Raw genomic sequence first — 20,702 nt, 5'->3', positions numbered from 1 at the left:
CTGTTTAAGTTTCTAGTTGCAACCTGAAACCTATATTGATAGGTAGCGATTCGCAACGGAAATAGCATCCTCTCCAGAACCCCGCAATTTCCGACGCCCTTAACAAGGTAATTCAGGGGAAGAACGATGATCTCAGCAAATTCCAGCAGCGCCATGCGCCAGCTCCTCCCGGCAGTCCTTGCACTGGTCGGCACCACCTTCAGCTTTGCGGTCACCGCCAACACGGCCCGCGCCAACACCGGCGGCGCGTTCTATTCGGCCACGCTGACCCGTCCGATGGACGGCATGCAGAAGGTCATCCAGAAGGGCGTGCTGTGGAAGTGCGAAGGCGCCGAATGCTCCGCCCCGCGCGACACCTCGCGCCCGGTGATCGTCTGCGCCCGCCTCGCCCAGAAGGTCGGCCCCGTCGCCCGCTTCGCCACCCCGCAGGGTGACTTGGCGGCCGAGGACCTCGCCCGCTGCAACGAGGCCGCGGCCGGATAAGTCCAGTACCAGTCTCCAGCGCGCACTCCCTCTTGATACCCTGCCGAGTGCGCAATCCCTGACCGTGAAGGTCACATGGGCCGTGAACAGCACGTCTGTTCGCGGCCCCTTTTTTCGCTATGCTCATGCCATGCCTTTGCCCCTCAGAGTTACCGCCCTGCTCGCCAGAGTTGCCCTTCTGCCCCTGACAGTTGGATTTGTGCCGGCACAGGCCGGGGCACAGGCCTTGGCCGCGCCGCAGCTCACCGCCCAAGGCCGCGACGATCTGCGCTGTGCGGCTGCCTTTGCCATTGTTGCACTCGAACAATCGGGGGGGGATGCGCTGGAAGGCTGGCCGCCGCTGGCGTTGCGCGGCAAGACCTTCTTCGCTGACACGGGCGAACGCGCAATGAAGGAAGGTGCCCTGACCCGTGAGCAGGTGCGCGACCTGATCGCCGTGCAGGTTCAGGCGCTGCAGACTGCGCCCGATCCCGACAAGGCGCTGTCGGCGCTCGCGAAGCCTTGCCTTGCCCGGCTTGACGCCACCGTGCCGCCGCTGGTCGCGCCGACGCTGAAGCAATGCGCCGCGATCCTCGGCCTCGCCTACAGTGAGGTCCATGCCCGCGAAGGGATGAGCACTTCGGCGCAGGACCTCAAGACGCTGGAATCCGTGCTTTCATCGCGCGAGCGCGAGGCGATCATCGCCGCCGGTGGCAGTGGCGACGATGCAGACCGCACGCTGGCCGAAGCGCGCGAGGCGATGGCGGCCGAGGCAGGTGACGGCAAGGGCGGGGTCGACAAGTACGACATCGCGCGCTGCTATGAATTCGCCAAGCCGCAGGAAAAATCGCACTATTGAGCGGGGCGGCGGGGCTTCCCATATTGGCGGCAAAGGAGATCCCCCGATGCCTGACAAGATGAACCTGACCGACGCCGAATGGCGCGAGCGTCTTTCGCCCGAGCAGTACCAGATCCTGCGCCAGGGCGGCACCGAGCGTGCGTTCACCGGGGCTTACGAGAAGAACAAGGCACCCGGCGAGTACCATTGTGCCGGCTGCGGCGCGCCGCTGTTCACGTCCGACACCAAGTACGACAGCGGTTCGGGCTGGCCGAGCTTCTATGCCCCGGTCGAAGCCGAGGCGGTCGAGGAGATCGTCGATCGCTCGCACGGCATGGTCCGCACCGAGGTGCGCTGCGCCAGCTGCGACGGGCACCTTGGCCACGTGTTTCCCGATGGTCCGAACCCCACCGGCCTGCGCTATTGCATGAACAGCGCCTCGCTCGACTTCACCCCGAAGGACTGAGTTGAACCGACGGCATTGGCCGTTCGCCGATTTTGCGGTTAACCCTGCGTTACAACTGCCCTATGCAAAGGGCCGCAGATTTGCGTGGACGGCCTGCGCCGATGCCGGAACGAGGCCGAGAATGAGGGAAGCGGTACAAGACTGATGGCCAGACGGGACATTCCCCGCCGCCCCGAGGGCGGCAGGTCGGAGCCGCAACCCAAGAGCAGATCGATGCTGGGCCGATGGGCCCGGCGGCTTCTTGCGTGGGGTGCCGGATTTGCGCTGCTCGGCACGATCGGGCTGGTGGTGGCGGTTGCCGTCACGGTGCGCTCGCTGCCCGGCTATGGCGAACTGAAATCGAGCCAGACCGGCCAGATGATCGTGGTGCGTGCCGCCGACGGGTCCGAGATCGTGACCCTGGGGCCGAGCTACGGCAAATGGATCCCCTACGAGCGCATCCCGCAGGACATGAAGGATGCGATGATCTCGGTCGAGGACCGGCGCTATCGCAGCCATTGGGGCGTGGACCCGATCGGCATCGTCCGCTCGCTGATGGTGCGCGTGGAAAGCGGCACGTGGCGGCAGGGCGGATCGACGATCACGCAGCAGCTTGCCCGCAACATCTTCCTCAACAACACCAAGACCTTCGGCCGCAAGGCGCGCGAATGGGTGCTGGCGCTGGCGCTCGAACAGAAGTTCTCGAAGGACCAGATCCTCGAGCTCTACCTCAACAAGGTGTACTTCGGCGGCGGTGCCTATGGCATTGACAGCGCGGCCCGGAAATTCTTCGGCCATTCGGGCGAGGAAATCACGCTGCCCGAGGCGGCGATCATTGCCGGACTGGTCAAGGCCCCGTCACGCTATTCGCCCACGGCCGATGCCGATGCCGCCGTGGGCCGCGCCGGCGTGGTTCTGCAGACGATGCAGAGCGCGGGCGTGCTGACCGCGCAGGAAGCGCAGAGCGTGGACCTCAAGGCCGTGAAGATGGTCTCGGACAGCGCAGGCCAGAACTCCGCGCGCTATTTCACCGACTGGGCGCTGCCGCAGCTCGACCTGATCCTGCCCGAGAACGACAAGCCGATCGAAGTGTGGACCACGCTCGATCCGATCGCGCAGAAGGCGGCGACCAGTGCCGTGGCGGGATTTGCACCGAAGGGCGCACAGGGCGCACTGGTCTCGCTTGATCGCGACGGCGCGGTCCTCGCCATGGTCGGCGGCACGGACTATGTGAGCTCGAACTACAACCGTGCGGTCAATGCGGTTCGCCAGCCCGGTTCGGCGTGGAAGCTGTTCGTCTACCTTTCGGCACTCGAGGCCGGTTACACGCCGGATGACCGCGTGGTCGACGAGCCGGTGACGATCGATGGCTGGACGCCGCGCAACGATGGCAACCGCTATGCCGGCGAGATCGACCTGCGCACCGCCTTTGCCTATTCCAAGAACACGGTTGCGGCGCAGCTTGGCAATGAAGTGGGCTTTGGCACCGTGGCCAACATGGCGCGCCGCTTTGGCATCACCACGCCGATCAACACCCTGCCTTCGATGGTGCTGGGATCGTCCGAAGCGCGCGTGATCGACATGGTGCGCGCGTTCGCCTCGGTTCAGGCCAAGGGCATGTCGGTAACGCCCTACGGCATCCGCAAGGTGACGACGACCGACGGCGAAGTGCTCTACACCCACCGCACGGAAACCGCGCAGCAGCTCGTCCCGCCCTATGTCGCTGCCGCGATGACCGACCTGATGCAGACCGCAGTCAACATCGGCACGGGCCGCGCTGCGCAGATCGGCAGGCCGGTTGCCGGCAAGACCGGCACGACCTCGTCGAACAAGGACGGCTGGTTCCTCGGCTTTTCGAGCGGGATCACCACCGGGGTGTGGATGGGCCGCGATGATGCCAAGGCCGTTCCCGGCCTGCAGGGCGGCGCCGCACCGGCGCGGGCCTTCGCCGCCTACATGAAGGTCGCGACGCGCAAGCGCCCGGTCGAACAGTTCGACACCGAGCTCAAGCTGCCGGAATGGCAACTCGAACCCGATGATGAGGCGATGCAGGGCAACCCTGACGACTACTTCTATGTCGACGAGCAGGGCAACCTGGTCGACCCGTCGCGCCGGCGTGGCGACGAGAGTGCGATTGACCCCAATGCACCGCCCGAGGGGGTGCCGCCGGAGGTGCCGCAGGCAGCGAACGACGATTTCCTCAACCGCGCCACCGGCCGCCGCGATGGCAACGACCCGGCAGCGGCAGGCGCGCGCCCGCGTCCGACCAATACTCCGCGCCCGGTTCAGGTGCCCTGAGCTATTCGGGCCTGAACCTTTCCGGGCTTGGCGCGTTTGCCTGATTGAGAAGGAAGGCCGCGAGCCTTCCGCCAATCAGGAGACGAGTAATGAGCCTGCTGCAATGGGCCGTCGCAGGAGCGGCGGGATATGCGATCTGGCGCGTGGCGCAAAAGAACCGCGACGAACAGGCACCGGCCGCTTTCGCGCAGGGCGAAGAGGCTGGCAGGAATTTCGCCAAGGTGCGCAGTGCCGGGACCGAGGGCATGCGATCGGACCCCAAGCGCTGGGACAAGGTCGACCAGGCCTCGGACGAGAGCTTTCCGGCGAGCGATCCGCCGGCAACGTATTGATCGGTAATTCGTGTTCTCACAGGTAACGGCCGGGCATAACCCCGGCCGTTGCTGCGTGAGCGGAGCCTTACTTGACCACGTCTGCCTCGTGCCACACCACGGCCTGCGCCACCTTGATGCAGTCCATGCCGCCGTCATAGGTCATCGACGGCGAGCCATAGAGACGCCACCCTTGCGCCAAGGCCTCGGACACACGCTCGCAAAAGGCGCGGTCGTCCTTGCCGGTGAGCAGGCGGTATACGGGGCGGTCTTCGGGCGTGTTGTACATGCGGGTCCTCAGCAATCTACCTGCCAACAGAACAGCGCGCCGTCCTCCTCGTCAAGCCGCTCGCCGGTCCTGGCAAAGCCGCCCCGCTCCAGCACGCGCTGCGAGGCGATGTTGTCAGTGCGCGTTTCTGCGTAAAGCGCTTTGACGCGATCGTCCGATTGCGCCCAACCGACCAAGGCCGCCACTGCTGCCGAAGCGTGGCCGCGCCCTTGCGAGCCCGGCGCCACGCCGTAACCGATCTGCAGCCGTCCCTCGTCGAGCACGGACGTGACGGACATCAGGCCGACGAGTTCGGCACCTGCCACAATCAGCCACGCCGAGGGTGTGAACAGCGCGCTGACAGCCTCGGCCAGCCCAGCCAGCATCGCGAGCACTTCCGGTTCGGCCACCGGCGTGTCCGGCAAGGCAACCTCCGGCTCTGGCGGCTGCCCGTCAAGCAGAAGCGCGAAATGCGTCTGCGTAGCCGGGACGAGCCGCACGTTCACTGTCCGACGGTCACAGGATGTACTTCGACAGGTCCGCATTGCCGGCAAGGTTTGCGAGCTTTTCGGCGACGTAGGCCTCGTCCACCGTCACCGTCTCGCCGGTGCGGTCTTCGGCATCGAAGCTTACTTCCTCAAGCAGCTTTTCCATCACCGTCTGCAGGCGGCGGGCGCCGATGTTCTCGACGCTTTCGTTCACCTGCGCCGCGGTGCGGGCAATGGCGCGGATGGATTCGGGCGTGAAATCGAGCGTGACGTTCTCCGTGGCGATCAGCGCGCGGTACTGTTCGACGAGATTGGCGCGCGTTTCCGAAAGAATGCGCACGAAATCGTCCTCGGACAGTGCCTTGAGCTCGACACGAATCGGCAGGCGGCCCTGCAGTTCGGGCAGCATGTCGCTGGGCTTGGCGACGTGGAACGCGCCCGAGGCAATGAACAGCACGTGGTCCGTCTTCATCGGGCCATACTTGGTGGCAACCGTCGTGCCCTCGATCAGCGGCAGCAGGTCGCGCTGGACGCCTTCGCGGCTGACCGAACCGCCGCGCACGTCCGACACCGCGATCTTGTCGATCTCGTCGAGGAAGACGATGCCGTTGGTTTCGGCATTGCGGATCGCCTCGCGCGCGACGTCGTCCTGGTCCATGCGCTTTTCGGCTTCTTCATCGACCAGCTTGTCCCACGCATCGGCCACGCGCATCTTGCGGCGCTTGAGGTTCTGCTTGCCGAACGCCTTGCCCATCATGTCCGACAGGTTGATCATGCCGATGCCGCCGGGCATTCCGGGGATCTCCATCGGCGCGGATGGTGCGTCCTCGACCTCGATCTCGACTTCGACGTCGTTCATCGAGCCATCGGCCAGCCTTGCCTTGAAGCTTTCGCGCGTGGCTTCGCTGGCGCCATCGCCGACCAGCGCCTTGAGCAGGCGGTCCATCGCCGCCTTGCTGGCCGCATCGCGCACGGCCTCGCGGCGGCGCTCCTTTTCGAGCCGGATCGCCTCTTCGACCAGATCGCGGGCAATCTGTTCCACGTCGCGGCCGACATAGCCGACCTCGGTGAACTTGGTCGCCTCGACCTTCACGAACGGGGCATCGGCCAGCTTGGCGAGGCGGCGGCTGATCTCGGTCTTGCCGCAGCCCGTCGGACCGATCATCAGGATGTTCTTCGGCGAAACCTCGTCGCGCAGGTCTGCCGACAGGCGCTGGCGGCGCCAGCGATTGCGCAGGGCCACGGCAACCGCCTTCTTGGCATCGGTCTGGCCGACGATGTGTTCGTCCAGCGCGCGGACAATGGCTTTGGGGGTAAGGGAATCGAGCATCAGATTTCCTCGACCGTCACGCGGTCGTTGGTGAAGACGCAGACTTCGGCGGCGACCTGCATGGCGCGGCGGGCGATCTTTTCGGCGTCGTCTTCGTAGTCGGTCAGGGCGCGCGCGGCGGCGAGGGCATAGTTGCCGCCCGAGCCGATCGCGGCAATTCCCGCTTCGGGTTCGAGCACGTCGCCATTGCCGGTGAGGATCAGCATGGTCTCGGCATCGGCGACGATCATCAGCGCTTCGAGATTGCGCAGGTACTTGTCGGTCCGCCAGTCCTTGGCGAGTTCGACCGCGGCGCGCATGAGCTGGCCGCGATGCTGTTCGAGCTTGCGCTCGAGCCGTTCGAACAGGGTGAAGGCATCGGCAGTAGCCCCTGCGAAGCCAGCAATAACCTTGCCGTCTCCGATCCGGCGGACCTTGCGGGCGTTCGGCTTCATCACCGTGTTGCCCATGGAAACCTGGCCGTCACCCGCAATGACGGTGCGGCCGTTCTTCTTCACCCCGATGATGGTGGTGCCGTGCCACTGGATAAGGCCGTGGCTCGCCCTGCTGTCGTCCATCGCCGCGATATGAGGAGCGCGGCGGCGAATTCAAGCGCCGGAGCCTCAGCTGCCGTTGGGACCGGTGCCGGTGGGCGCACCGCCGCCCGCGCCGCCGGGGATGGCGCCAACCGCGCCGATGTTGCCGAACAGGTCCTGGAAGAAGCTGCGGTCACGCCCGAGGGTCGGCGTCTTGTCGCTTTCAGGCGAAAGGCGGACGACCTTCTCCATGCCCTGGCGGGCCAGCGTGCTGACATTGCCGCGCGCGTCGAAATCGACGACGATGACGCTCTGGTCCGAGGTTTGCGGACGGGTGAACGGGCGCTGCCGGGTGTTCTGGGCAACGTAGTACCAGGTCTGGCGGCCAAACTGGCTGGTGAAGGTCGGGCGGCCCAGCGTGCGTTCGACGGAGAGCTTGTTGTCGACGCCGGGCTGGACCGAAGCGACCAGCGCTTCGTCGATGATATAGCCGCGATGGTCCTTGATGCTGGCGCAGCCGGACGCGGCTACGCCGAGGGCGAGCACCGCCGCACCCTGCACCATCAGCCGCATGTTCCGCATTCGCAAACTCCGCTCTTCACTTATCGCCGTCATGCCCGTTTGCATCGGGAATGCACAGCCTATATCGCCGAGACCAATTGGGCGACCCTTAGGGTCCAATCTGGAATACCGCAATGCCGCCCGCAAGCAGCCTGCTGGACGGCCGAGATTTAATCGCCCCTGAACGGGCGGAACGCCAAGGAATGCCGAGATGTCGCTTCTTACCAAGCTGTTCGGACGCAAGCAGGACGATCGCGCCGTGGCGCGGCCCTTGTGGCACCGCACGGTGGAGATCGCGCGCGAGAAGGAGTGGTACCGGGATTGTGGCGTGGCCGACACGGTGGGCGGGCGATTCGACATGATCACGCTGATCCTGTCGGTCGTGCTGATCCGCATGGAGCGCGACGCGGAACTCGTCGAGCCTTCGGTGCGGCTGACCGAACTGTTCGTTGAGGACATGGACGGCCAGCTGCGCGAAAGTGGCGTGGGCGACGTGATCGTGGGCAAGCGGGTGGGCCAGCTGATGAGCGTGCTGGGCGGGCGCCTGGGTGCCTATCGCGAGGCGCTGGCATCGCGGGACGAGGCGCTGATGGCCGAGGCGATCAGTCGCAACGTGACCCTGCACGACGGCATCGATCCGCTGCTGCTGACGCGGCGCGTGCGCGCTTTCGCCGCCGGGCTGGACCTCGTGCCGGCATTCCGCGTTCTCGATGCGGAGATCGGAAAATGACCATGAATCCGGAGTTTTCGCGCATCATCGACATCCGACAGGTGAACGATGAACCCATCGTGCTTGAGCCGACCGAGGCGGAGCGCAAGCGTCTTGCTGCGCGTTTCCAACTCTCGGAGGTGAAAGCCATGGAAGCGACCATCTCGTTGCGGCAGGAGGGCAACTCCGTGGAGGCCAAGGGCCATCTCGACGCCTCCATCATGCAGGCCTGCGCCATCTCGGGCGAGGATTTCCCGGTGACGATCAGCGAACCCATCGCGCTGCGCTTCGTCCCCCCCGGCGCGGCCCACGATCCCGACGAGGAAATCGAGATCACCGCCGACGATTGCGACGAGATCGAATTCGAGGGGACAAGCTTCGATCTGGGCGAGGCCGTGGCGCAGAGCCTGGCGCTGGCGATCGATCCGTTTGCCGAAGGGCCGGATGCCGACAGGGCGCGCGCCGAGCACAATCTCGGCGGCGACGTTGCCAGCGGTCCGTTCGCTGCGCTTGCGGCGCTCAAGAAGGACTGATCGGTTGGCTGGACCCCCGGGGCGCGGTCGGGACCTGACGAGCGGGCCGATCCTCAAGACGCTGGTGCTGTTCTCGGCACCGACGCTGGCATCCAACATCCTGCAATCCCTCAACGGCTCGATCAATTCGGTCTGGGTGGGGCGCATGCTGGGCGAGGGCGCGCTGGCGGCAACGGCCAACGCCAACGTGGTGATGTTCCTTGTCTTTGCTGCAGCGTTCGGCTTCGGCATGGCGGCTACGGTCAAGATCGGGCAGGCTTTCGGCGCGCGCGACGTGCTGGCGGCGCGGCGGACGTTCGGCTCGGCGGTGGGCTTCTGCGTGCTGCTTTCGCTGCTGGTGGGCACGCTGGGCTGGGTCTTCGCGCCCGAACTGCTGACGGCGATGGCCGCGCCGGGTGAGACTTATGCCTATGCGCTGACTTACCTGCGGGTGATCTTCATCGCCATGCCGGCCTCGATGATCACGGTGATGCTGGGCATGGGCCTGCGCGGCGGAGGCGATGCGGCAACGCCGCTGAAGTTCATGGTGCTGTCGTCGGTGCTCGACGTCTGCCTCAACCCGCTGCTGATCGGGGGTTTCGGGCCGATCCCGGCCATGGGCATCGCCGGAGCCGCGCTGGCGACGGCGATTGCCTCGTTCGTGTCGATGGCGGGCATCGTCGCCTACGTTTACGTCAAGGACCTGCCGCTGCGGCTGAAGGGGCCAGAGCTGAAATGGCTGTGGCCGCGCCGGGACGAGCTGGGCTATATCCTGACCAAGGGCCTGCCGATGGGCGCGCAGATGCTGGTGATTTCGGCTGCAGGCATCATCGTGATCGGGCTGGTCAATCGCGAGGGGCTGCTGGTCAGCGCGGCCTATGGCGCCGCCCTGCAGCTGTGGACCTACCTGCAGATGCCGGCGATGGCAATTTCCGCCGCGGTCAGCGCGATGGCCGCGCAGGCGATCGGCGCGGGCCTCGACGAGCGGCTCCACCGCATCTCGCGGGCGGGCGTCATGCTGAACCTGACGATTACCGGTGCGCTGTGTGCGCTGATCCTGCTGTTCGACCGACCCGCGCTGGAACTGTTCCTTGGCGCGGCCAGCCCGGCGGTGGACGAGGCGCGCCATATCCAGTTCCTGGCCAGCTGGAGCTATATCCTGTTCGGGATCACGATGGTGCTGTTCGGCACGATGCGTGCGGGCGGGGTGGTGTGGACCCCGCTGATCATCCTGTCGATCGCCATGTATCCTGTGCGGCTGGGCTTCTATTACGCCTTCTACCCGAGCCTTGGCGCGGACGCCCTGTGGCTGGCATTCCCGGTCAGTTCAGCGGTTGCAGTGGCGCTTTCCGTCTACGCCTATCGCCAGCCACAGTGGCGAGATCGCGCTCGCGCCGTGCCTGACGAGGAGTGCGAGGAGGAAACCCACGCCGACGCGGACCCTGCCGGACGCATGGCACCGAGCATCTAGGCGGCGTGGACAAATTCCACAACGCCACGGTTGCCCTGTAAAAGGCCTTGGCGAGGCGCGAGGGCGCAGGAAGAGTGGGTCTCTTTCAAGGCCGAGCAACGCGGCCAAGGCCTTTTACAGGGCAACCCCTGCGGGGCTGGACCAAAAACCGCCATTTCGGCATCGGCTCGTCGCACAATATTCCCGATATTGCGCTTCCTCGCCTCCTTGAACTGGCGGTTTTTGCCTCCAGCCGTGGCGCTGTGGAATTTGTCCACGCCGCCTAGGGTTCCGACCCCAGGTCTCGTCAGCGGCTTTGTGCGCGCCAGCGCTGGACCGTGCGTTCGACCGCGCGGTCTTCGCCGCCGGTCTTGCTCCACAGTTCGTAGAACGAGGGGTCATTCGAGGCAGGGCGCTTGATCGCCTCGAGCTCGTCGAACGAGACGCGCATGGGGATAGAGACGCCTTCGCCCGAGATGATGCATTCGCGGTTGCGCAGCGCCGGGATGGTATCGACGAAACCGCGTGCGCCTTCGGGCATGGCCGCCTTGACGAAGGCCTGGTCACGCTCGTTGTTGAGGCGCATGGCGATGATCGTGCCGCACTGCGACAGCACGCCTTCGGCAAGGTCTGACGGGCGCTGGGTAATCAGGCCCAGCGAGACGCCGTACTTGCGGCCTTCCTTGGCGATGCGCGAGAGGATGCGGCCCACCGAAGAGCCGTCCGAGTTCTTCTCGCTCGGCACGTAGCGGTGGGCCTCTTCGCAGACCAGCAGCACGGGCCGTGTCTCTTCGTCGCGCGCCCAGATCGCGTAGTCGAACACGAGGCGGCTCAACACGGCGACGACGGTGGACGTGATTTCGGAAGGAACGCCCGAAACGTCGATGATCGAGATCGGCTTGCCATTGGCGGGCATGCGGAAGATCTTCGAGATGAACTCGGCCATGGTGTCGCCCACCAGCATGCCAGAGAACATGAACTGGTAGCGCGGGTCGCTGCGGATTTCCTCGATCTTGGTCTTGAGACGCATGTAGGGAATCGAGTTGGTCCCCTTGTCGAGGCGGCCCATCTCGTTCTGCAGGATGATCATCAGGTCCGACAGCAGATAGGGAATCGGCGAATCGACCGTGATCTTGCCGATCTGTTCCGCGAGGCGGTTCTTCATGCGCGCGGCAAGCAGGCACTTGGCGAGGATATCCTCGTCAATCTGGCGATCGGTGCCCGAGGACGTGACGAGGATCTCGCAGTGTTCCTCGAAGTTCATCAGCCAGTAGGGCATCTGCAGGTTCGATACGTCGAGCAGCTGGCCGGTGACGCGGAATGCGCTGGAATATTCGCCGTGCGGGTCGATCATCACGATGTGGCCCGAGGGCGCCATCTCGCAGATGCGGTGGAGGATCAGTGCGGCGGCGGTGGACTTGCCGGTGCCGGTCGAGCCGAGCAGGGCAAAGTGCTTGCCGAGCAGCGCATCGACATAGAGCCCGGCGCGAATGTCGCGCGTGGGAAACACGGTGCCGATCGAGATGTTGGTGCGGCCATCGCTGGCATAGATCTGGCGCAGGTCATTGCTGGTGGCGGGATAGACCAGTGCGCCAGGGACAGGATAGCGGGTGACACCGCGACGGAAGCCGTAGATCTTGCCGGTCAGGCGCTCTTCCTCGCCTTCGCCGAGGAAGTCGATCTGGGCGACCACGCCACCATCGACGGAGGTATCCTGCCGCTGCGTGCGCACGCTGGCGAGCAGCCAGGAGTTGCCGACGCGGATCTTGATCTGGCTTCCGACCTTGCCGGACAACGAGACCGAGGGATCGAGATCAGACGAGCACTGCTCGAGGCGGGCGAGATCAAGGGCGATGGCCGAGCTGGAACCGGCTACGTCGCGCACGAAGCCGATAGGCTGACGCGCGTTTTCCGATCCGAGAGCGTGCTGGGGTGCCGCAAAGATGGCCGATGCCGATTCGGCCTCTTCCAGGTTGGCGGCAGGCGCCATGAATCCCTGCATCCCCATTTCGGACATTTGCACAAAACCCTTTGGCCATTGTCGGCTGTTGGCCTGAGACTATCCGTTTCGGGTTAAGATCGGCTAAACCAACGAAAGGCAGTAGCCGTGTCAGCTGCGGGCAAAGAGCCTTCCGGCGATCCAGCCCATGGCAACCGAGACAATGACCGCAAACAGGCCATAGAGCCATCCGTTGCGATCGGCCGCGACAGCGACGAAGCGTTCGAATCCTTCCTTCTTCACCTCGATCCGGGTGATCGCCGATGCCACGACCTTGCCCCCACGAATGGCGAAGGTTTCGGCGGTATAGGTGCCGGTCTGGACGCTGGAGGGCAGGCTGATCCGGGCCTGGTAGAGCACTTGCCCGCTGATCTTCACGCTGCCCTGATCCTCACGGTAGAGGCCCTGCCGCCGCATCAGATCGACCAGCCCCTCGGAGAAGCGCTGCTGTTCGCGCGGTTCGATCACGCCAATCGGCGAAAGCTGCAGCCACTTGAGACCGAGCTCGTAGATCGCCGCGGTCTTGTCATCCACGATCTTCGCGATCGGGCGGGAGGAGGCGACGGCGAAGTAGCTGGGCGCCGAGCGGAATTCGAGCGAATCGGCATTGATCCACATGCCCGCGATCTTCTGCTTTTCGCGCAGGACGATGGACTGCACCGGGCCTTCGAGCACCACGACGATATCGTAGTCCTGCGCGGCGCGGCTGCCTTCGGGGCTGAGGATCGCGCCGAACAGGAGCAGGTCGGCCCCGGTAAAGCCCTGGCGGACCTGGATCTCGTGCTGCGAGATTTCGGGCACCAAGATCGGATCGCGCGCACCCAGCAGGAGCAGGCATGCGGCGAGAGCGGCGCTGCGAGGCGGCACGCGGCCCCTCACAGCGGAACCACCGTGTAGATCTCGTCCGGGCGATAGCCGAGCCCGAGTGCCATGCGCAGAGCGACGGCAAGGACGATCACCGCAAGGATGAGGCGGAGCTGTTCGGGCTTTACCTTCTGGGCAAAGTGGGTGCCGATTTGGGCACCGGTGACCGAACCGACCAGCAGCAGTCCGGCCAGCACGATGTCGACCGCGCGCGTGGTCAGCGCGTGCATCATCGTGGTGACCATGGTGACGAACAGGATCTGGAACAGCGAGGTGCCGACCACCACGTTCACGCCCATGCCGAGGATGTACAGCATCGCCGGCACGAGGATGAAGCCGCCGCCGATACCCATGAGCATGGTGAGAATGCCGGTGGCGACGCCCAGCAACAGCGGTGCCAATGGCGAGATATAGAGGCCGGAGCGGTAGAAGCGCCACCGCAGTGGCAGGCTGGCGACGAGAGGATGGTGGCGGCGCTTGCGGGCGGGCAGCGGCTGGCCGGTTTTCTGCGCGCGCAGGGTGGTGATGCTTTCGTGCGCCATCAACCCGCCGATGCCGCCAAGCATCAGCACGTAGAGGATGTTGATGACCGTATCGATCTGGCCGAGCGCCTGCAGCAGGCGGAACAGCAGTGAGCCAAGCCCGGTGCCGATCACGCCGCCTGCCACCAGCACCGCGCCGATATGATAATCGATGCCGCCGCGCCGCGCCTGGGCAAAGGCGCCGGAAACGCTGGCGCCGGTTACCTGGCTGGCAGCCGAGGCTGCGGCAACGGTGGGGGGTACGCCGTAGAAGATCAGCAGTGGCGTGGTCAAAAACCCGCCGCCGACGCCAAACATGCCCGAAAGCAGCCCGGTCAGCGCGCCGAGGCCGACGATGACCAGCCCGTTGACCGACAGGTTCGCGATGGGGAGATAGACGTCCATTGCCGGGTCAACGCTAGGCCGGGCGGTGCGTGCCAGCAACCCCGCGAAACCGGTTTGCGGCCAAAAAACTGTGGCTCAGAAAGCGGAGGTAACCGTCATGGTCGGACCGCTGCCGGGCCGGGCGTTTCCGGCGATGCGCAAGCGCCAGTCGAGCGCGACGCGGGTCGGTCCGAACAGGCGTCCACCTTCGAGCCTGAACGCGACGCGGGGGCCCACATCGAGCCGCACTGCACCTTCCTGCCCGCCTGACCACATGCCGACCCCGGCGCGCAGATCGCCATTGCGCGAGACGACGCCCCGGACAGGATGATCGAGCAGCGCCTGCGCATCGAAGAAGGCGGTGGCGGCCTTGCCCCCGGCGTACCCTGCCTGCCCGTAAGCCTCGAGCCGGAAGCCGCGGGGCAGGCGCTGCCATGGCAGTTCGGTGATGAGAGTGGCGACGGGGCGCACTTGCATCGGCGAGCGGCTGGTATCCTGCAAGCGCGCTTCGACGAGGGCGCGGACAGGGAAACGGCGGACCGGGCGGATGCCGAGGCCGAGCGCGACTTCCTTGTCCTTGCCGGGGGCATTTATGGCAAGCGAGGTGCGCAGATAGCCGTAGGAATCCTGCGGCTCGCCCTTGCCGAAACGGTAGCGGACGATGGCTCCCGCCTGGCTGGCACCATAGGACGCGGCACCGGGGGCTTGCGCCGCCGAACCGCTGCCCGCGCGCATCAGCAACCAGTTCTCGCCGCTCCAGCGCGGATCGTCCTTGGCGACGAGAGGCTCGTAGAACTCCTGCGGATCGGCGCTTTGGCTGGGGGTGGAGGCGATGGGAGGGATCAGGGCGGCGTTGCGGGGCGGCAACGGTGCCAGTGGAGGCAGAAGAAATGGAACAGGCGCAGGGGCTGGGATTGGTGGCCATGGTGTTGATGTGGCAGCCGGTGGGGCGGAAGTTCGCTGCGGGGCAAGGCTCGAGATGTGCGGATGGGGGCGGCGAAGGGGCAAGGGGAGTATCTGACGGGCGAGCGAGGGCTGGTGGCGCAAGGGCGGCACGCTTGCCGGGGGAGCGGGCGGTCCGTTCCGGGGGTAATCCTGCAGTGTCAGGGCGCGTCCGGTGATCCAGCCGACAAGCACGAGGGCGAGCGCAAGCAGGGGCTGGCCCCGCCGCCTCGCCGCAGGACCTGCGCTCATGCCGCAACCGGCAAAGGCCGCTGCTGCGCTTCCTCGTCAAGCTTGGGGGCTTGGGCGACGTGGACGTGGTGGACCGTGTGCTCCCAGCGCAGGACGCCGCCTGCCAGCACCCGGACGTAGGCAGTGACGGCGCGACGCGCGGCGAGCATGGCGATGACGTTGCCCACCGGAAACCGGAACACGGCGCGCAAGGCTTCCGCCCGGCCATACTCGCGGCCAGTGAACAGCGCGCGCATGACCAGACGCCAGATCAGGCTGGCGAGATTGAATGCCAACAGGCCTTTGAGCAGCGGGCCGTCGTCTACCGGGACAGCGAGCCCCGACGATTTGGCGATCAGGACCACCGGCCACAACATGATAAGCAGGTAGGCGGCGGCAAGGACGAGCGCGACCAGCGGCCCGCGACGATCGCGCAGGCGCATCCAGATGTCGCCCGGCGCGCACTTCCAGCCCAGCCGGTCCCAGCCCTGGAAGGCGATGCCGTGGACCCAGCGCGTCTTCTGCCGCACCGATGCGACGAGGTTTGCCGGAAAGAACTCGCGCGTGGCGACGAGCGCGCCCGAACTGTCGCGCACGCGCAGGAAGACAGACCGCCCGCCGGTCTGATGGACGAGCAGGCCGCATTCGTAATCTTCGGTCAGGCATTCGGCAGCGAAGGGCTCGGCACTGGAGCGGGCGACGAGGATGCGGTCAATCGCGCGGCGCGAAAAGGCGCAGCCCACGCCTGCCGAGGGGAGGGCGGCGCCGATGTGGTGCCGGACCACCATGTCGCGCGCATGGGCCTCGGCAAATTCGTCGCAGTAATGGCCGGCGATCCAGGGGCTTGCGCACTGCGGTTCGGGGCGGACCGGGAGTTGCACGAAATCCGCATGGTCGAGCGCGCGGTCCATCAGCGTGAGAGCGGCGGGATGGACCATATCCTCGGCATCGTGGAGGATGAGCGCGCGCACGCGCAGGTCACTGCGCCGCTCGTCCTCGCAGATTGCACGATAGATGCGATTGAGGCAGTCGGCCTTCGTCGTCGGGCCGTCACGATCATGGATGACGACCCGCAGGCGAGGGTCGGGCGCGAGCGAGACGAGTACGGAAATGGTGGCCAGGTCATTGCGATAGCAGCCGACGTAGAGGCGCAGATTGCTTTGCGGCCAGCTTTGCAGGGTATGGCGCACCATCGGCCCGATCACCCGCGATTCCAGCCATGCGGGAACCAGAACGACAGCCAGACCATTGAGTTCGGCATTGCAGGGGTGCGAGAGGCGCGGGGTGCGCAGCTTGCCGCTCAGTCGCAGGCGAAGCCAGGCGAGGTCAACGGCCAGTTCGTCGATCGCGAAGAGCGCAAACCAGATTGCGGCAAACAGCAGCAATTCGTGCTCGACAACCGCGAGCCATTGCAACGCGGGATAGGTCGGCCATGGTGACAAGAGCTTGCCCCTGTTTGACGTGCCAGACCCCCGTCGGCACAAGGGGAATGCTAGGCCCAAGGTCTGAGTTTCGTGAACATGGGATGATTCGAAAATGGCAGGAAATTCAGGGCTCAGGGGCGCTCTGCACAAGTTGACGCACAACGAAGCAGCACCGGGCATCGTCCTGATGGTCTGTGCAGCGATTGCCCTTGTCCTTGCCAATTCCCCCTTCGCCGACCCATGGCACGAGCTGTTCCACCACACGCTGCCATGGACGCCCGTGCCCAAGCTCGACACGTTGCATCTGTGGATCAACGATGGGCTGATGGCGGTGTTCTTCTTCGTCGTCGGGCTGGAGATCAAGCGCGAGATTCTTGACGGCGAACTCTCAAGCCCGAGCCGCCGCCGCCTGCCGGTCATCGCGGCTGTCGCCGGGATGGCAGTGCCGGCGCTGATCTACATGGGCATAGCCGGGAGTGATCCGGCGCTCCATCGTGGCTGGGCGATCCCTTCGGCCACCGACATCGCCTTTGCCATCGGTGTGCTGGCGCTGGCGGGCAAGGGCCTGCCATCGTCCTTGCGCCTGTTCCTGCTGACCGTGGCGATCGTCGACGATCTTGGCGCGGTTCTGGTCATCGCGTTCTTCTACACGACCGGGCTGGATCTCATGTGGCTGGGCATTGCCGCCGCCATTTTCCTGACACTGGTGGTGGTGAACCGTGCCGGGGTCAGCTCGCTGATCCCCTATATCCTCGGGGCTGTGGCGCTGTGGTATGCCGTGCTGCATTCCGGCGTCCATGCGACCATTGCCGGAGTGCTCGCCGCGTTGACCGTGCCGCTGGCGCTCAACCGGGAGCATGACAGCCCCCTCCTGCGGCTCGAACATGCATTGGTTGCGCCCAACGGCTTCCTGATCGTGCCGCTGTTCGGCCTTGCCAATGCCGGCGTTGCGCTGGGTTCGATCGACGGGGGGCCACTGGCCCTGCCAATCGCGATTGCCGCGGGCCTGCTGATCGGCAAGCAGGTGGGTATCCTTGGCAGCATCGTGGCGGCGGAAAAGCTGGGTATCGCCAAGCGTCCGGCCGGGGCCAGCATCCGCCAGTTGTGGGGTCTGTCCCTGCTGTGCGGGATTGGCTTCACGATGAGCCTGTTCATCGCCAGCCTTGCTTTCCCGCAAAGCCCGCTGCTGGTCGAAGAGGCGAAGCTGGGGATTCTGGGCGGATCGATAATCTCCGCACTGGCCGGGCTGTTCCTGCTGAAAGGGAGCGCAAAGGGACAGATGTGATTGATGCCGTCGATCAATGTTGCCGTATTATTGCATGAAACCTTTCAGTCGGTCTGGCGTATAAGAGGCTCAATCCACCCGGACACGAAAGGGGAATGTCATGCCCGGCGACAATGCAAAGAAGGCCCTGATCGACAGCATGAACGGTCTGCTGGCCGATTATTTCACGCTCTATCTGAAGACCAAGAATTATCATTGGCACGTGGCTGGCCCGCAGTTCCGCGAACTTCACCTGCTGTTCGACGAGCAGGCCGCCGAACTTTTCGCGCTGACCGACGTGATTGCCGAGCGCGTGCGCAAGAATGGCGGCGATACGCTGACCGGCATCGGCGCGATTGCGGGCAAGGCTTCGATCAAGGACGACGATCGCAGCAAGGTGGACGCCATGGACATGGTCAAGGCCCTGCGCGACGATAACGTGGCGCTGATCAAGGCCATCCGCGCGGTCAAGGAAGCCGCCACCGAAGCCGGTGACAACGCCACCGAAGGCATGGCCGACGACTGGACCGATCAGGCCGAACAGCGCGCCTGGTTCCTGACGCAGACGCTCGCGTAAGGTTCAGCGCACAGCTTTCAGAAAGTTCCGCCCGTCACGATGCCGACACCGTCGGGACGGGTATCGAACCCTGAGGACTTGAGCGCTTCGGCAGTTTCCTGGGGCAGGCCTGCAAGCGCAAGGTCTGCCTGCCAGCGCCCGTCGGCGCCGAGTTTAAGCGTCAGGCGTTCCATGCCCTGCGCACCGCGCATCGGTACGACCAACGCGCCGTTTTCGCAGCGGGCCAGGCCCGAGACAACCAGCGCATCGGGCAGGAGCGGGCCAAGCGAGGCCAGGGTCAGGCTGAGCGTGCCTTGCGCCTCGGCGCACTTGCCATCGACCATGACCGCCGAGAAATCGCCAAACCCGAGCGACGTTACCGGCAGTCCGCCGAGGCCATCGGGCAGAAGCACCGAGCCGTTTGCGCCAATCAGGCGCGAGGGGCCGATCTGCGCGGAAAAGCCTTCGCGCGAAATGGCGAACTGCGGGCGGCCAATCAGCAGCGGCAGCGGCTGGAGGCTGGCATCGACAGTGCCAAGCGGCAGGGGCCCGGCGTTGAGATCGGCAATCCGCCCGCTCCAGACACTGCCTTCGACGCTGCGCGCGGTGATCGTTTCGGGCAGGGCCATGCCCAGCACCAGCCGCAGCGGGAGCAGGACGAGCAGGGCAACCACGAACAGCATGCCGAGCGCCAGCCAGCCACGACGGCCCATGGCGGCGCCACGGATGAAGATCCAGCGCCCGATCACGATGCCGCCTTTCGCACGGTAACGTTGATCGAAACCGTGCCGTCGGGCGCAGGCGTCAGGGTTATCTGTTCCACAGCAAGTCCCTGACCGCCGAGCGCATCGAGCCAGGCGAGCGCGGCAGACGGGCGCGCGGTCGGGATGACCAGAACGGCCATGTCGGACCCGCGCCGTTCGTTCGACTGCACCACGAAACCGGCTTCCTGCGCGCTTGCTCCGGCGATCTGTTCGACCGGACCGGCCAGCGCGGCGGTGCGGTCAGCGGGCGCGCGCTTGAGCGCGGCGATCCCGGCCGTGATCCTGCCAGCCCGCTCGGTCGCCTCGCGATGGCGGGTGGCGGCTGCGTCGAGCGCGTTGCCGACCGGCAGGACGATGCCATAGACCAGCAAGATCACTGCGGCGAGCGCGCCGCCGATGCTGACCAGAACGCGTTCGCGCCGGGTGAGGCCGATATACCAGGTGGAGACTTGCCGCATCACGGTGCCCTCACCGTTATGGCGGCGACGGTGGCGCCGGTCGGGTCAGGGGCAAGGGCAGGCGGCACGGTAACCTTCCAGCCGTTGTTCTGCAGCGTGATCAGCACGGCGTTGACATCCTCTGCGCGCGGCGCGGCAGCAGTGAAGCGCAAGGTGCCATCGGCGCCGTAGCCAAGATCACGCAACTTCACGCCGGGCACGGGGCGCATGGCATCAAGCACGGCAGCAACGGGCGCGGCAAAGCTGGCACCGCCTTCGCCGCGCTTGGCCAGTTCTGCGGCGAGCAGGCGTTCGGCCGTGGCGAGATCGGTCGCGGCAGGAAAGCGCTTCTGCGCAAGGTCGAGGGCGCGGGCTTCCTCGGCGCTGCTGTCGAGATTCCACTTCACGATCCACACCACCATCAGCAGCAGGGCAAGCAGTGCGGCCACTGCGGCCATGCGGGCCAGGCCGAGCCAGTTGGCGGTGCGGAACACCGAGACGCGGCGCGGAGCATAGGCGCCTTGCCGCAGGTTCAGCGGCGGGGCGGCGTGAACCTGGGCGAGTCGCTCGGCCAGGGCATCCTCGTCGAGCGCAGTCTGGTCCAGACCCTCGCCCAGCGCTTCGACCAGTGCCTCTTCTGCCGCAAATGCGGCTGCCGGGGTCCGCGCGAGCAACTGTTCGCCCAGAGCGCCAAGGACCAGAGCGCCGTCCTGCCGGGGGAGAATGAGGGCCGCCGGAACGATAGCCTGCGGATCGATCCCGGCCGTTGCCAAGAGGGCCAGCCAATGGTCCATCTCCGAAGCGGACAGGCGGCTGGAGAGCAGGCGTCCATCCACAGCGGCGACTGCGACGTGGCGCTCTGCGGCAAGGCCGCCTTCCGCCAGCGCGAGACGTTCGGCCGCAAGCGCCTGTGCCACCGGCATCGCCGGCAGGGGCTTGTCCACGACGGGGGCAAGGGCGCTGGGTACAAGCACGGTGACCGAGGAGTGGACCGGCAGGTCGGCCGAGTATTCTTCAGGCCCCACGCCAGCTTCGCAGACCCGGCGCCAGCGCCAGGGATCGCCCGGCCCGGGCGGCAGGATCAGGATCAATCCGTCAGCAGAAGGGGAGCCGGTGGTGGCCATCTGCG

The 20,702-nt window shown here is 65.8% G+C and carries 23 protein-coding genes; 10 read left to right on the top strand and 13 right to left on the bottom strand.

The window, feature by feature from the left end:
* The first annotated feature begins 126 nt into the window (after positions 1-126).
* From ACZ1JY_RS09905 to ACZ1JY_RS09885, 5 genes are all read left to right on the top strand, one after another.
* Positions 127-483 carry a CC_3452 family protein gene (locus ACZ1JY_RS09905; RefSeq protein WP_240344860.1) on the top strand — a complete coding sequence of 119 codons (357 nt, stop codon included), beginning with the start codon at positions 127-129 and terminating at the stop codon, positions 481-483.
* A 130-nt stretch (positions 484-613) separates the two neighbouring features.
* The gene (locus ACZ1JY_RS09900) at positions 614-1,321 is read left to right on the top strand and encodes a hypothetical protein (RefSeq protein WP_465129164.1); all 708 of its coding nucleotides are present in this window, start codon (positions 614-616) and stop codon (positions 1,319-1,321) included.
* 46 nt (positions 1,322-1,367) lie between these two features.
* Complete coding sequence (gene msrB / locus ACZ1JY_RS09895; protein ID WP_465129163.1) at positions 1,368-1,766, top strand: peptide-methionine (R)-S-oxide reductase MsrB; 399 nt, start codon at positions 1,368-1,370, stop codon at positions 1,764-1,766.
* Positions 1,767-1,910: 144 nt separating this feature from the next.
* Positions 1,911-4,043, top strand: coding sequence for a transglycosylase domain-containing protein (locus tag ACZ1JY_RS09890; protein WP_465129162.1), 2,133 nt, complete (start codon positions 1,911-1,913; stop codon positions 4,041-4,043).
* Between the two features lie 89 nt (positions 4,044-4,132).
* Complete coding sequence (locus ACZ1JY_RS09885) at positions 4,133-4,375, top strand: hypothetical protein (protein WP_465129161.1); 243 nt, start codon at positions 4,133-4,135, stop codon at positions 4,373-4,375.
* A gap of 67 nt (positions 4,376-4,442) precedes the next feature.
* Here the strand turns inward: ACZ1JY_RS09885 and ACZ1JY_RS09880 are convergent, their stop codons facing one another.
* Genes ACZ1JY_RS09880 through ACZ1JY_RS09860 form a run of 5 tightly spaced genes read right to left on the bottom strand, consistent with a single transcriptional unit; the run spans position 4,443 to position 7,537 of the window.
* On the bottom strand, positions 4,443-4,643 hold the full coding sequence (locus ACZ1JY_RS09880; RefSeq protein WP_118072910.1) for a DUF1737 domain-containing protein: 201 nt from the start codon (positions 4,641-4,643) through the stop codon (positions 4,443-4,445).
* Between the two features lie 8 nt (positions 4,644-4,651).
* Entirely contained in the window at positions 4,652-5,122 is a 471-nt protein-coding gene (locus ACZ1JY_RS09875; RefSeq protein WP_465129160.1) for a GNAT family N-acetyltransferase, read from the bottom strand.
* Positions 5,123-5,138: 16 nt separating this feature from the next.
* Positions 5,139-6,440, bottom strand: coding sequence for an ATP-dependent protease ATPase subunit HslU (gene hslU, locus ACZ1JY_RS09870; RefSeq protein WP_168904153.1), 1,302 nt, complete (start codon positions 6,438-6,440; stop codon positions 5,139-5,141).
* Positions 6,440-6,997, bottom strand: a complete 558-nt coding sequence (gene hslV / locus ACZ1JY_RS09865) for an ATP-dependent protease subunit HslV (RefSeq protein ID WP_084278476.1) — start codon at positions 6,995-6,997, stop codon at positions 6,440-6,442. Before hslV ends, hslU begins: the two co-directional genes overlap by 1 nt.
* A gap of 45 nt (positions 6,998-7,042) precedes the next feature.
* Positions 7,043-7,537 (bottom strand): outer membrane protein assembly factor BamE, encoded by a 495-nt coding sequence (locus ACZ1JY_RS09860; RefSeq protein WP_118072913.1) that lies wholly within the window; start codon positions 7,535-7,537, stop codon positions 7,043-7,045.
* 190 nt (positions 7,538-7,727) lie between these two features.
* On the opposite strand from ACZ1JY_RS09860, the gene ACZ1JY_RS09855 reads away from it, so the two are divergent.
* From ACZ1JY_RS09855 to ACZ1JY_RS09845, 3 genes are read left to right on the top strand one after another with little or no spacing between them, the layout of a single operon-like run.
* Positions 7,728-8,246 carry a ubiquinol-cytochrome C chaperone family protein gene (locus ACZ1JY_RS09855; protein ID WP_118072914.1) on the top strand — a complete coding sequence of 173 codons (519 nt, stop codon included), beginning with the start codon at positions 7,728-7,730 and terminating at the stop codon, positions 8,244-8,246.
* Positions 8,243-8,758 (top strand): YceD family protein, encoded by a 516-nt coding sequence (locus ACZ1JY_RS09850; protein ID WP_465129159.1) that lies wholly within the window; start codon positions 8,243-8,245, stop codon positions 8,756-8,758. Before ACZ1JY_RS09855 ends, ACZ1JY_RS09850 begins: the two co-directional genes overlap by 4 nt.
* 4 nt (positions 8,759-8,762) lie before the next feature.
* Positions 8,763-10,208, top strand: a complete 1,446-nt coding sequence (locus ACZ1JY_RS09845) for an MATE family efflux transporter (RefSeq protein ID WP_206065650.1) — start codon at positions 8,763-8,765, stop codon at positions 10,206-10,208.
* A 286-nt stretch (positions 10,209-10,494) separates the two neighbouring features.
* Here the strand turns inward: ACZ1JY_RS09845 and ACZ1JY_RS09840 are convergent, their stop codons facing one another.
* The 5 genes from ACZ1JY_RS09840 to ACZ1JY_RS09820 form a co-directional block, all read right to left on the bottom strand.
* Positions 10,495-12,177: an ATP-binding protein gene (locus ACZ1JY_RS09840; RefSeq protein ID WP_118074620.1), complete on the bottom strand. Its 1,683-nt coding sequence runs from the start codon at positions 12,175-12,177 to the stop codon at positions 10,495-10,497.
* A gap of 120 nt (positions 12,178-12,297) precedes the next feature.
* On the bottom strand, positions 12,298-13,053 hold the full coding sequence (locus ACZ1JY_RS09835) for a TIGR02186 family protein (protein ID WP_168904155.1): 756 nt from the start codon (positions 13,051-13,053) through the stop codon (positions 12,298-12,300).
* 8 nt (positions 13,054-13,061) lie between these two features.
* Positions 13,062-13,976 (bottom strand): sulfite exporter TauE/SafE family protein, encoded by a 915-nt coding sequence (locus tag ACZ1JY_RS09830; protein WP_118072915.1) that lies wholly within the window; start codon positions 13,974-13,976, stop codon positions 13,062-13,064.
* 75 nt (positions 13,977-14,051) lie between these two features.
* A complete protein-coding gene (locus tag ACZ1JY_RS09825) occupies positions 14,052-14,822 on the bottom strand; it encodes a hypothetical protein (RefSeq protein WP_465129158.1) in 771 nt (256 codons plus the stop codon).
* 323 nt (positions 14,823-15,145) lie between these two features.
* A complete protein-coding gene (locus tag ACZ1JY_RS09820; RefSeq protein ID WP_465129157.1) occupies positions 15,146-16,570 on the bottom strand; it encodes a glycosyl transferase family protein in 1,425 nt (474 codons plus the stop codon).
* A gap of 94 nt (positions 16,571-16,664) precedes the next feature.
* On the opposite strand from ACZ1JY_RS09820, the gene nhaA reads away from it, so the two are divergent.
* A complete protein-coding gene (gene nhaA / locus ACZ1JY_RS09815; RefSeq protein ID WP_465129156.1) occupies positions 16,665-17,837 on the top strand; it encodes a Na+/H+ antiporter NhaA in 1,173 nt (390 codons plus the stop codon).
* 100 nt (positions 17,838-17,937) lie between these two features.
* Positions 17,938-18,393: a Dps family protein gene (locus ACZ1JY_RS09810; protein WP_118072917.1), complete on the top strand. Its 456-nt coding sequence runs from the start codon at positions 17,938-17,940 to the stop codon at positions 18,391-18,393.
* A 17-nt stretch (positions 18,394-18,410) separates the two neighbouring features.
* Here ACZ1JY_RS09810 and gspN read toward each other — a convergent pair whose 3' ends face one another.
* The 3 genes from gspN to gspL are packed head-to-tail and all read right to left on the bottom strand — an operon-like array spanning position 18,411 to position 20,697.
* A complete protein-coding gene (gspN, locus tag ACZ1JY_RS09805; RefSeq protein WP_465129155.1) occupies positions 18,411-19,121 on the bottom strand; it encodes a type II secretion system protein N in 711 nt (236 codons plus the stop codon).
* Positions 19,118-19,594, bottom strand: a complete 477-nt coding sequence (gene gspM, locus ACZ1JY_RS09800; protein ID WP_118072919.1) for a type II secretion system protein GspM — start codon at positions 19,592-19,594, stop codon at positions 19,118-19,120. Before gspM ends, gspN begins: the two co-directional genes overlap by 4 nt.
* A complete protein-coding gene (gene gspL / locus ACZ1JY_RS09795; RefSeq protein ID WP_465129154.1) occupies positions 19,594-20,697 on the bottom strand; it encodes a type II secretion system protein GspL in 1,104 nt (367 codons plus the stop codon). The genes gspM and gspL overlap by 1 nt, the downstream gene beginning before the upstream one ends.
* Positions 20,698-20,702: the final 5 nt, after the last annotated feature.

The organism is Novosphingobium sp. BL-A-41-Hi4B-X5A, from assembly GCF_055521705.1.
The sequence above is the reverse complement of the archived record's forward strand: the minus strand, read 5'-3'. Positions and strand labels throughout refer to the sequence as shown.

Coding starts and splice junctions, on each gene's coding strand:
- ACZ1JY_RS09905 (WP_240344860.1), top strand. CDS start 127: ATGATCTCAGCAAATTCCAGCAGCGCCATGCGCCAGCTCCTCCCGGCA.
- ACZ1JY_RS09900 (WP_465129164.1), top strand. CDS start 614: ATGCCTTTGCCCCTCAGAGTTACCGCCCTGCTCGCCAGAGTTGCCCTT.
- msrB (WP_465129163.1), top strand. CDS start 1,368: ATGCCTGACAAGATGAACCTGACCGACGCCGAATGGCGCGAGCGTCTT.
- ACZ1JY_RS09890 (WP_465129162.1), top strand. CDS start 1,911: ATGGCCAGACGGGACATTCCCCGCCGCCCCGAGGGCGGCAGGTCGGAG.
- ACZ1JY_RS09885 (WP_465129161.1), top strand. CDS start 4,133: ATGAGCCTGCTGCAATGGGCCGTCGCAGGAGCGGCGGGATATGCGATC.
- ACZ1JY_RS09880 (WP_118072910.1), bottom strand. CDS start 4,643: ATGTACAACACGCCCGAAGACCGCCCCGTATACCGCCTGCTCACCGGC.
- hslU (WP_168904153.1), bottom strand. CDS start 6,440: ATGCTCGATTCCCTTACCCCCAAAGCCATTGTCCGCGCGCTGGACGAA.
- hslV (WP_084278476.1), bottom strand. CDS start 6,997: ATGGACGACAGCAGGGCGAGCCACGGCCTTATCCAGTGGCACGGCACC.
- ACZ1JY_RS09860 (WP_118072913.1), bottom strand. CDS start 7,537: ATGCGGAACATGCGGCTGATGGTGCAGGGTGCGGCGGTGCTCGCCCTC.
- ACZ1JY_RS09855 (WP_118072914.1), top strand. CDS start 7,728: ATGTCGCTTCTTACCAAGCTGTTCGGACGCAAGCAGGACGATCGCGCC.
- ACZ1JY_RS09850 (WP_465129159.1), top strand. CDS start 8,243: ATGACCATGAATCCGGAGTTTTCGCGCATCATCGACATCCGACAGGTG.
- ACZ1JY_RS09840 (WP_118074620.1), bottom strand. CDS start 12,177: ATGGCGCCTGCCGCCAACCTGGAAGAGGCCGAATCGGCATCGGCCATC.
- ACZ1JY_RS09830 (WP_118072915.1), bottom strand. CDS start 13,976: ATGGACGTCTATCTCCCCATCGCGAACCTGTCGGTCAACGGGCTGGTC.
- nhaA (WP_465129156.1), top strand. CDS start 16,665: ATGGCAGGAAATTCAGGGCTCAGGGGCGCTCTGCACAAGTTGACGCAC.
- ACZ1JY_RS09810 (WP_118072917.1), top strand. CDS start 17,938: ATGCCCGGCGACAATGCAAAGAAGGCCCTGATCGACAGCATGAACGGT.
- gspM (WP_118072919.1), bottom strand. CDS start 19,594: ATGCGGCAAGTCTCCACCTGGTATATCGGCCTCACCCGGCGCGAACGC.
- gspL (WP_465129154.1), bottom strand. CDS start 20,697: ATGGCCACCACCGGCTCCCCTTCTGCTGACGGATTGATCCTGATCCTG.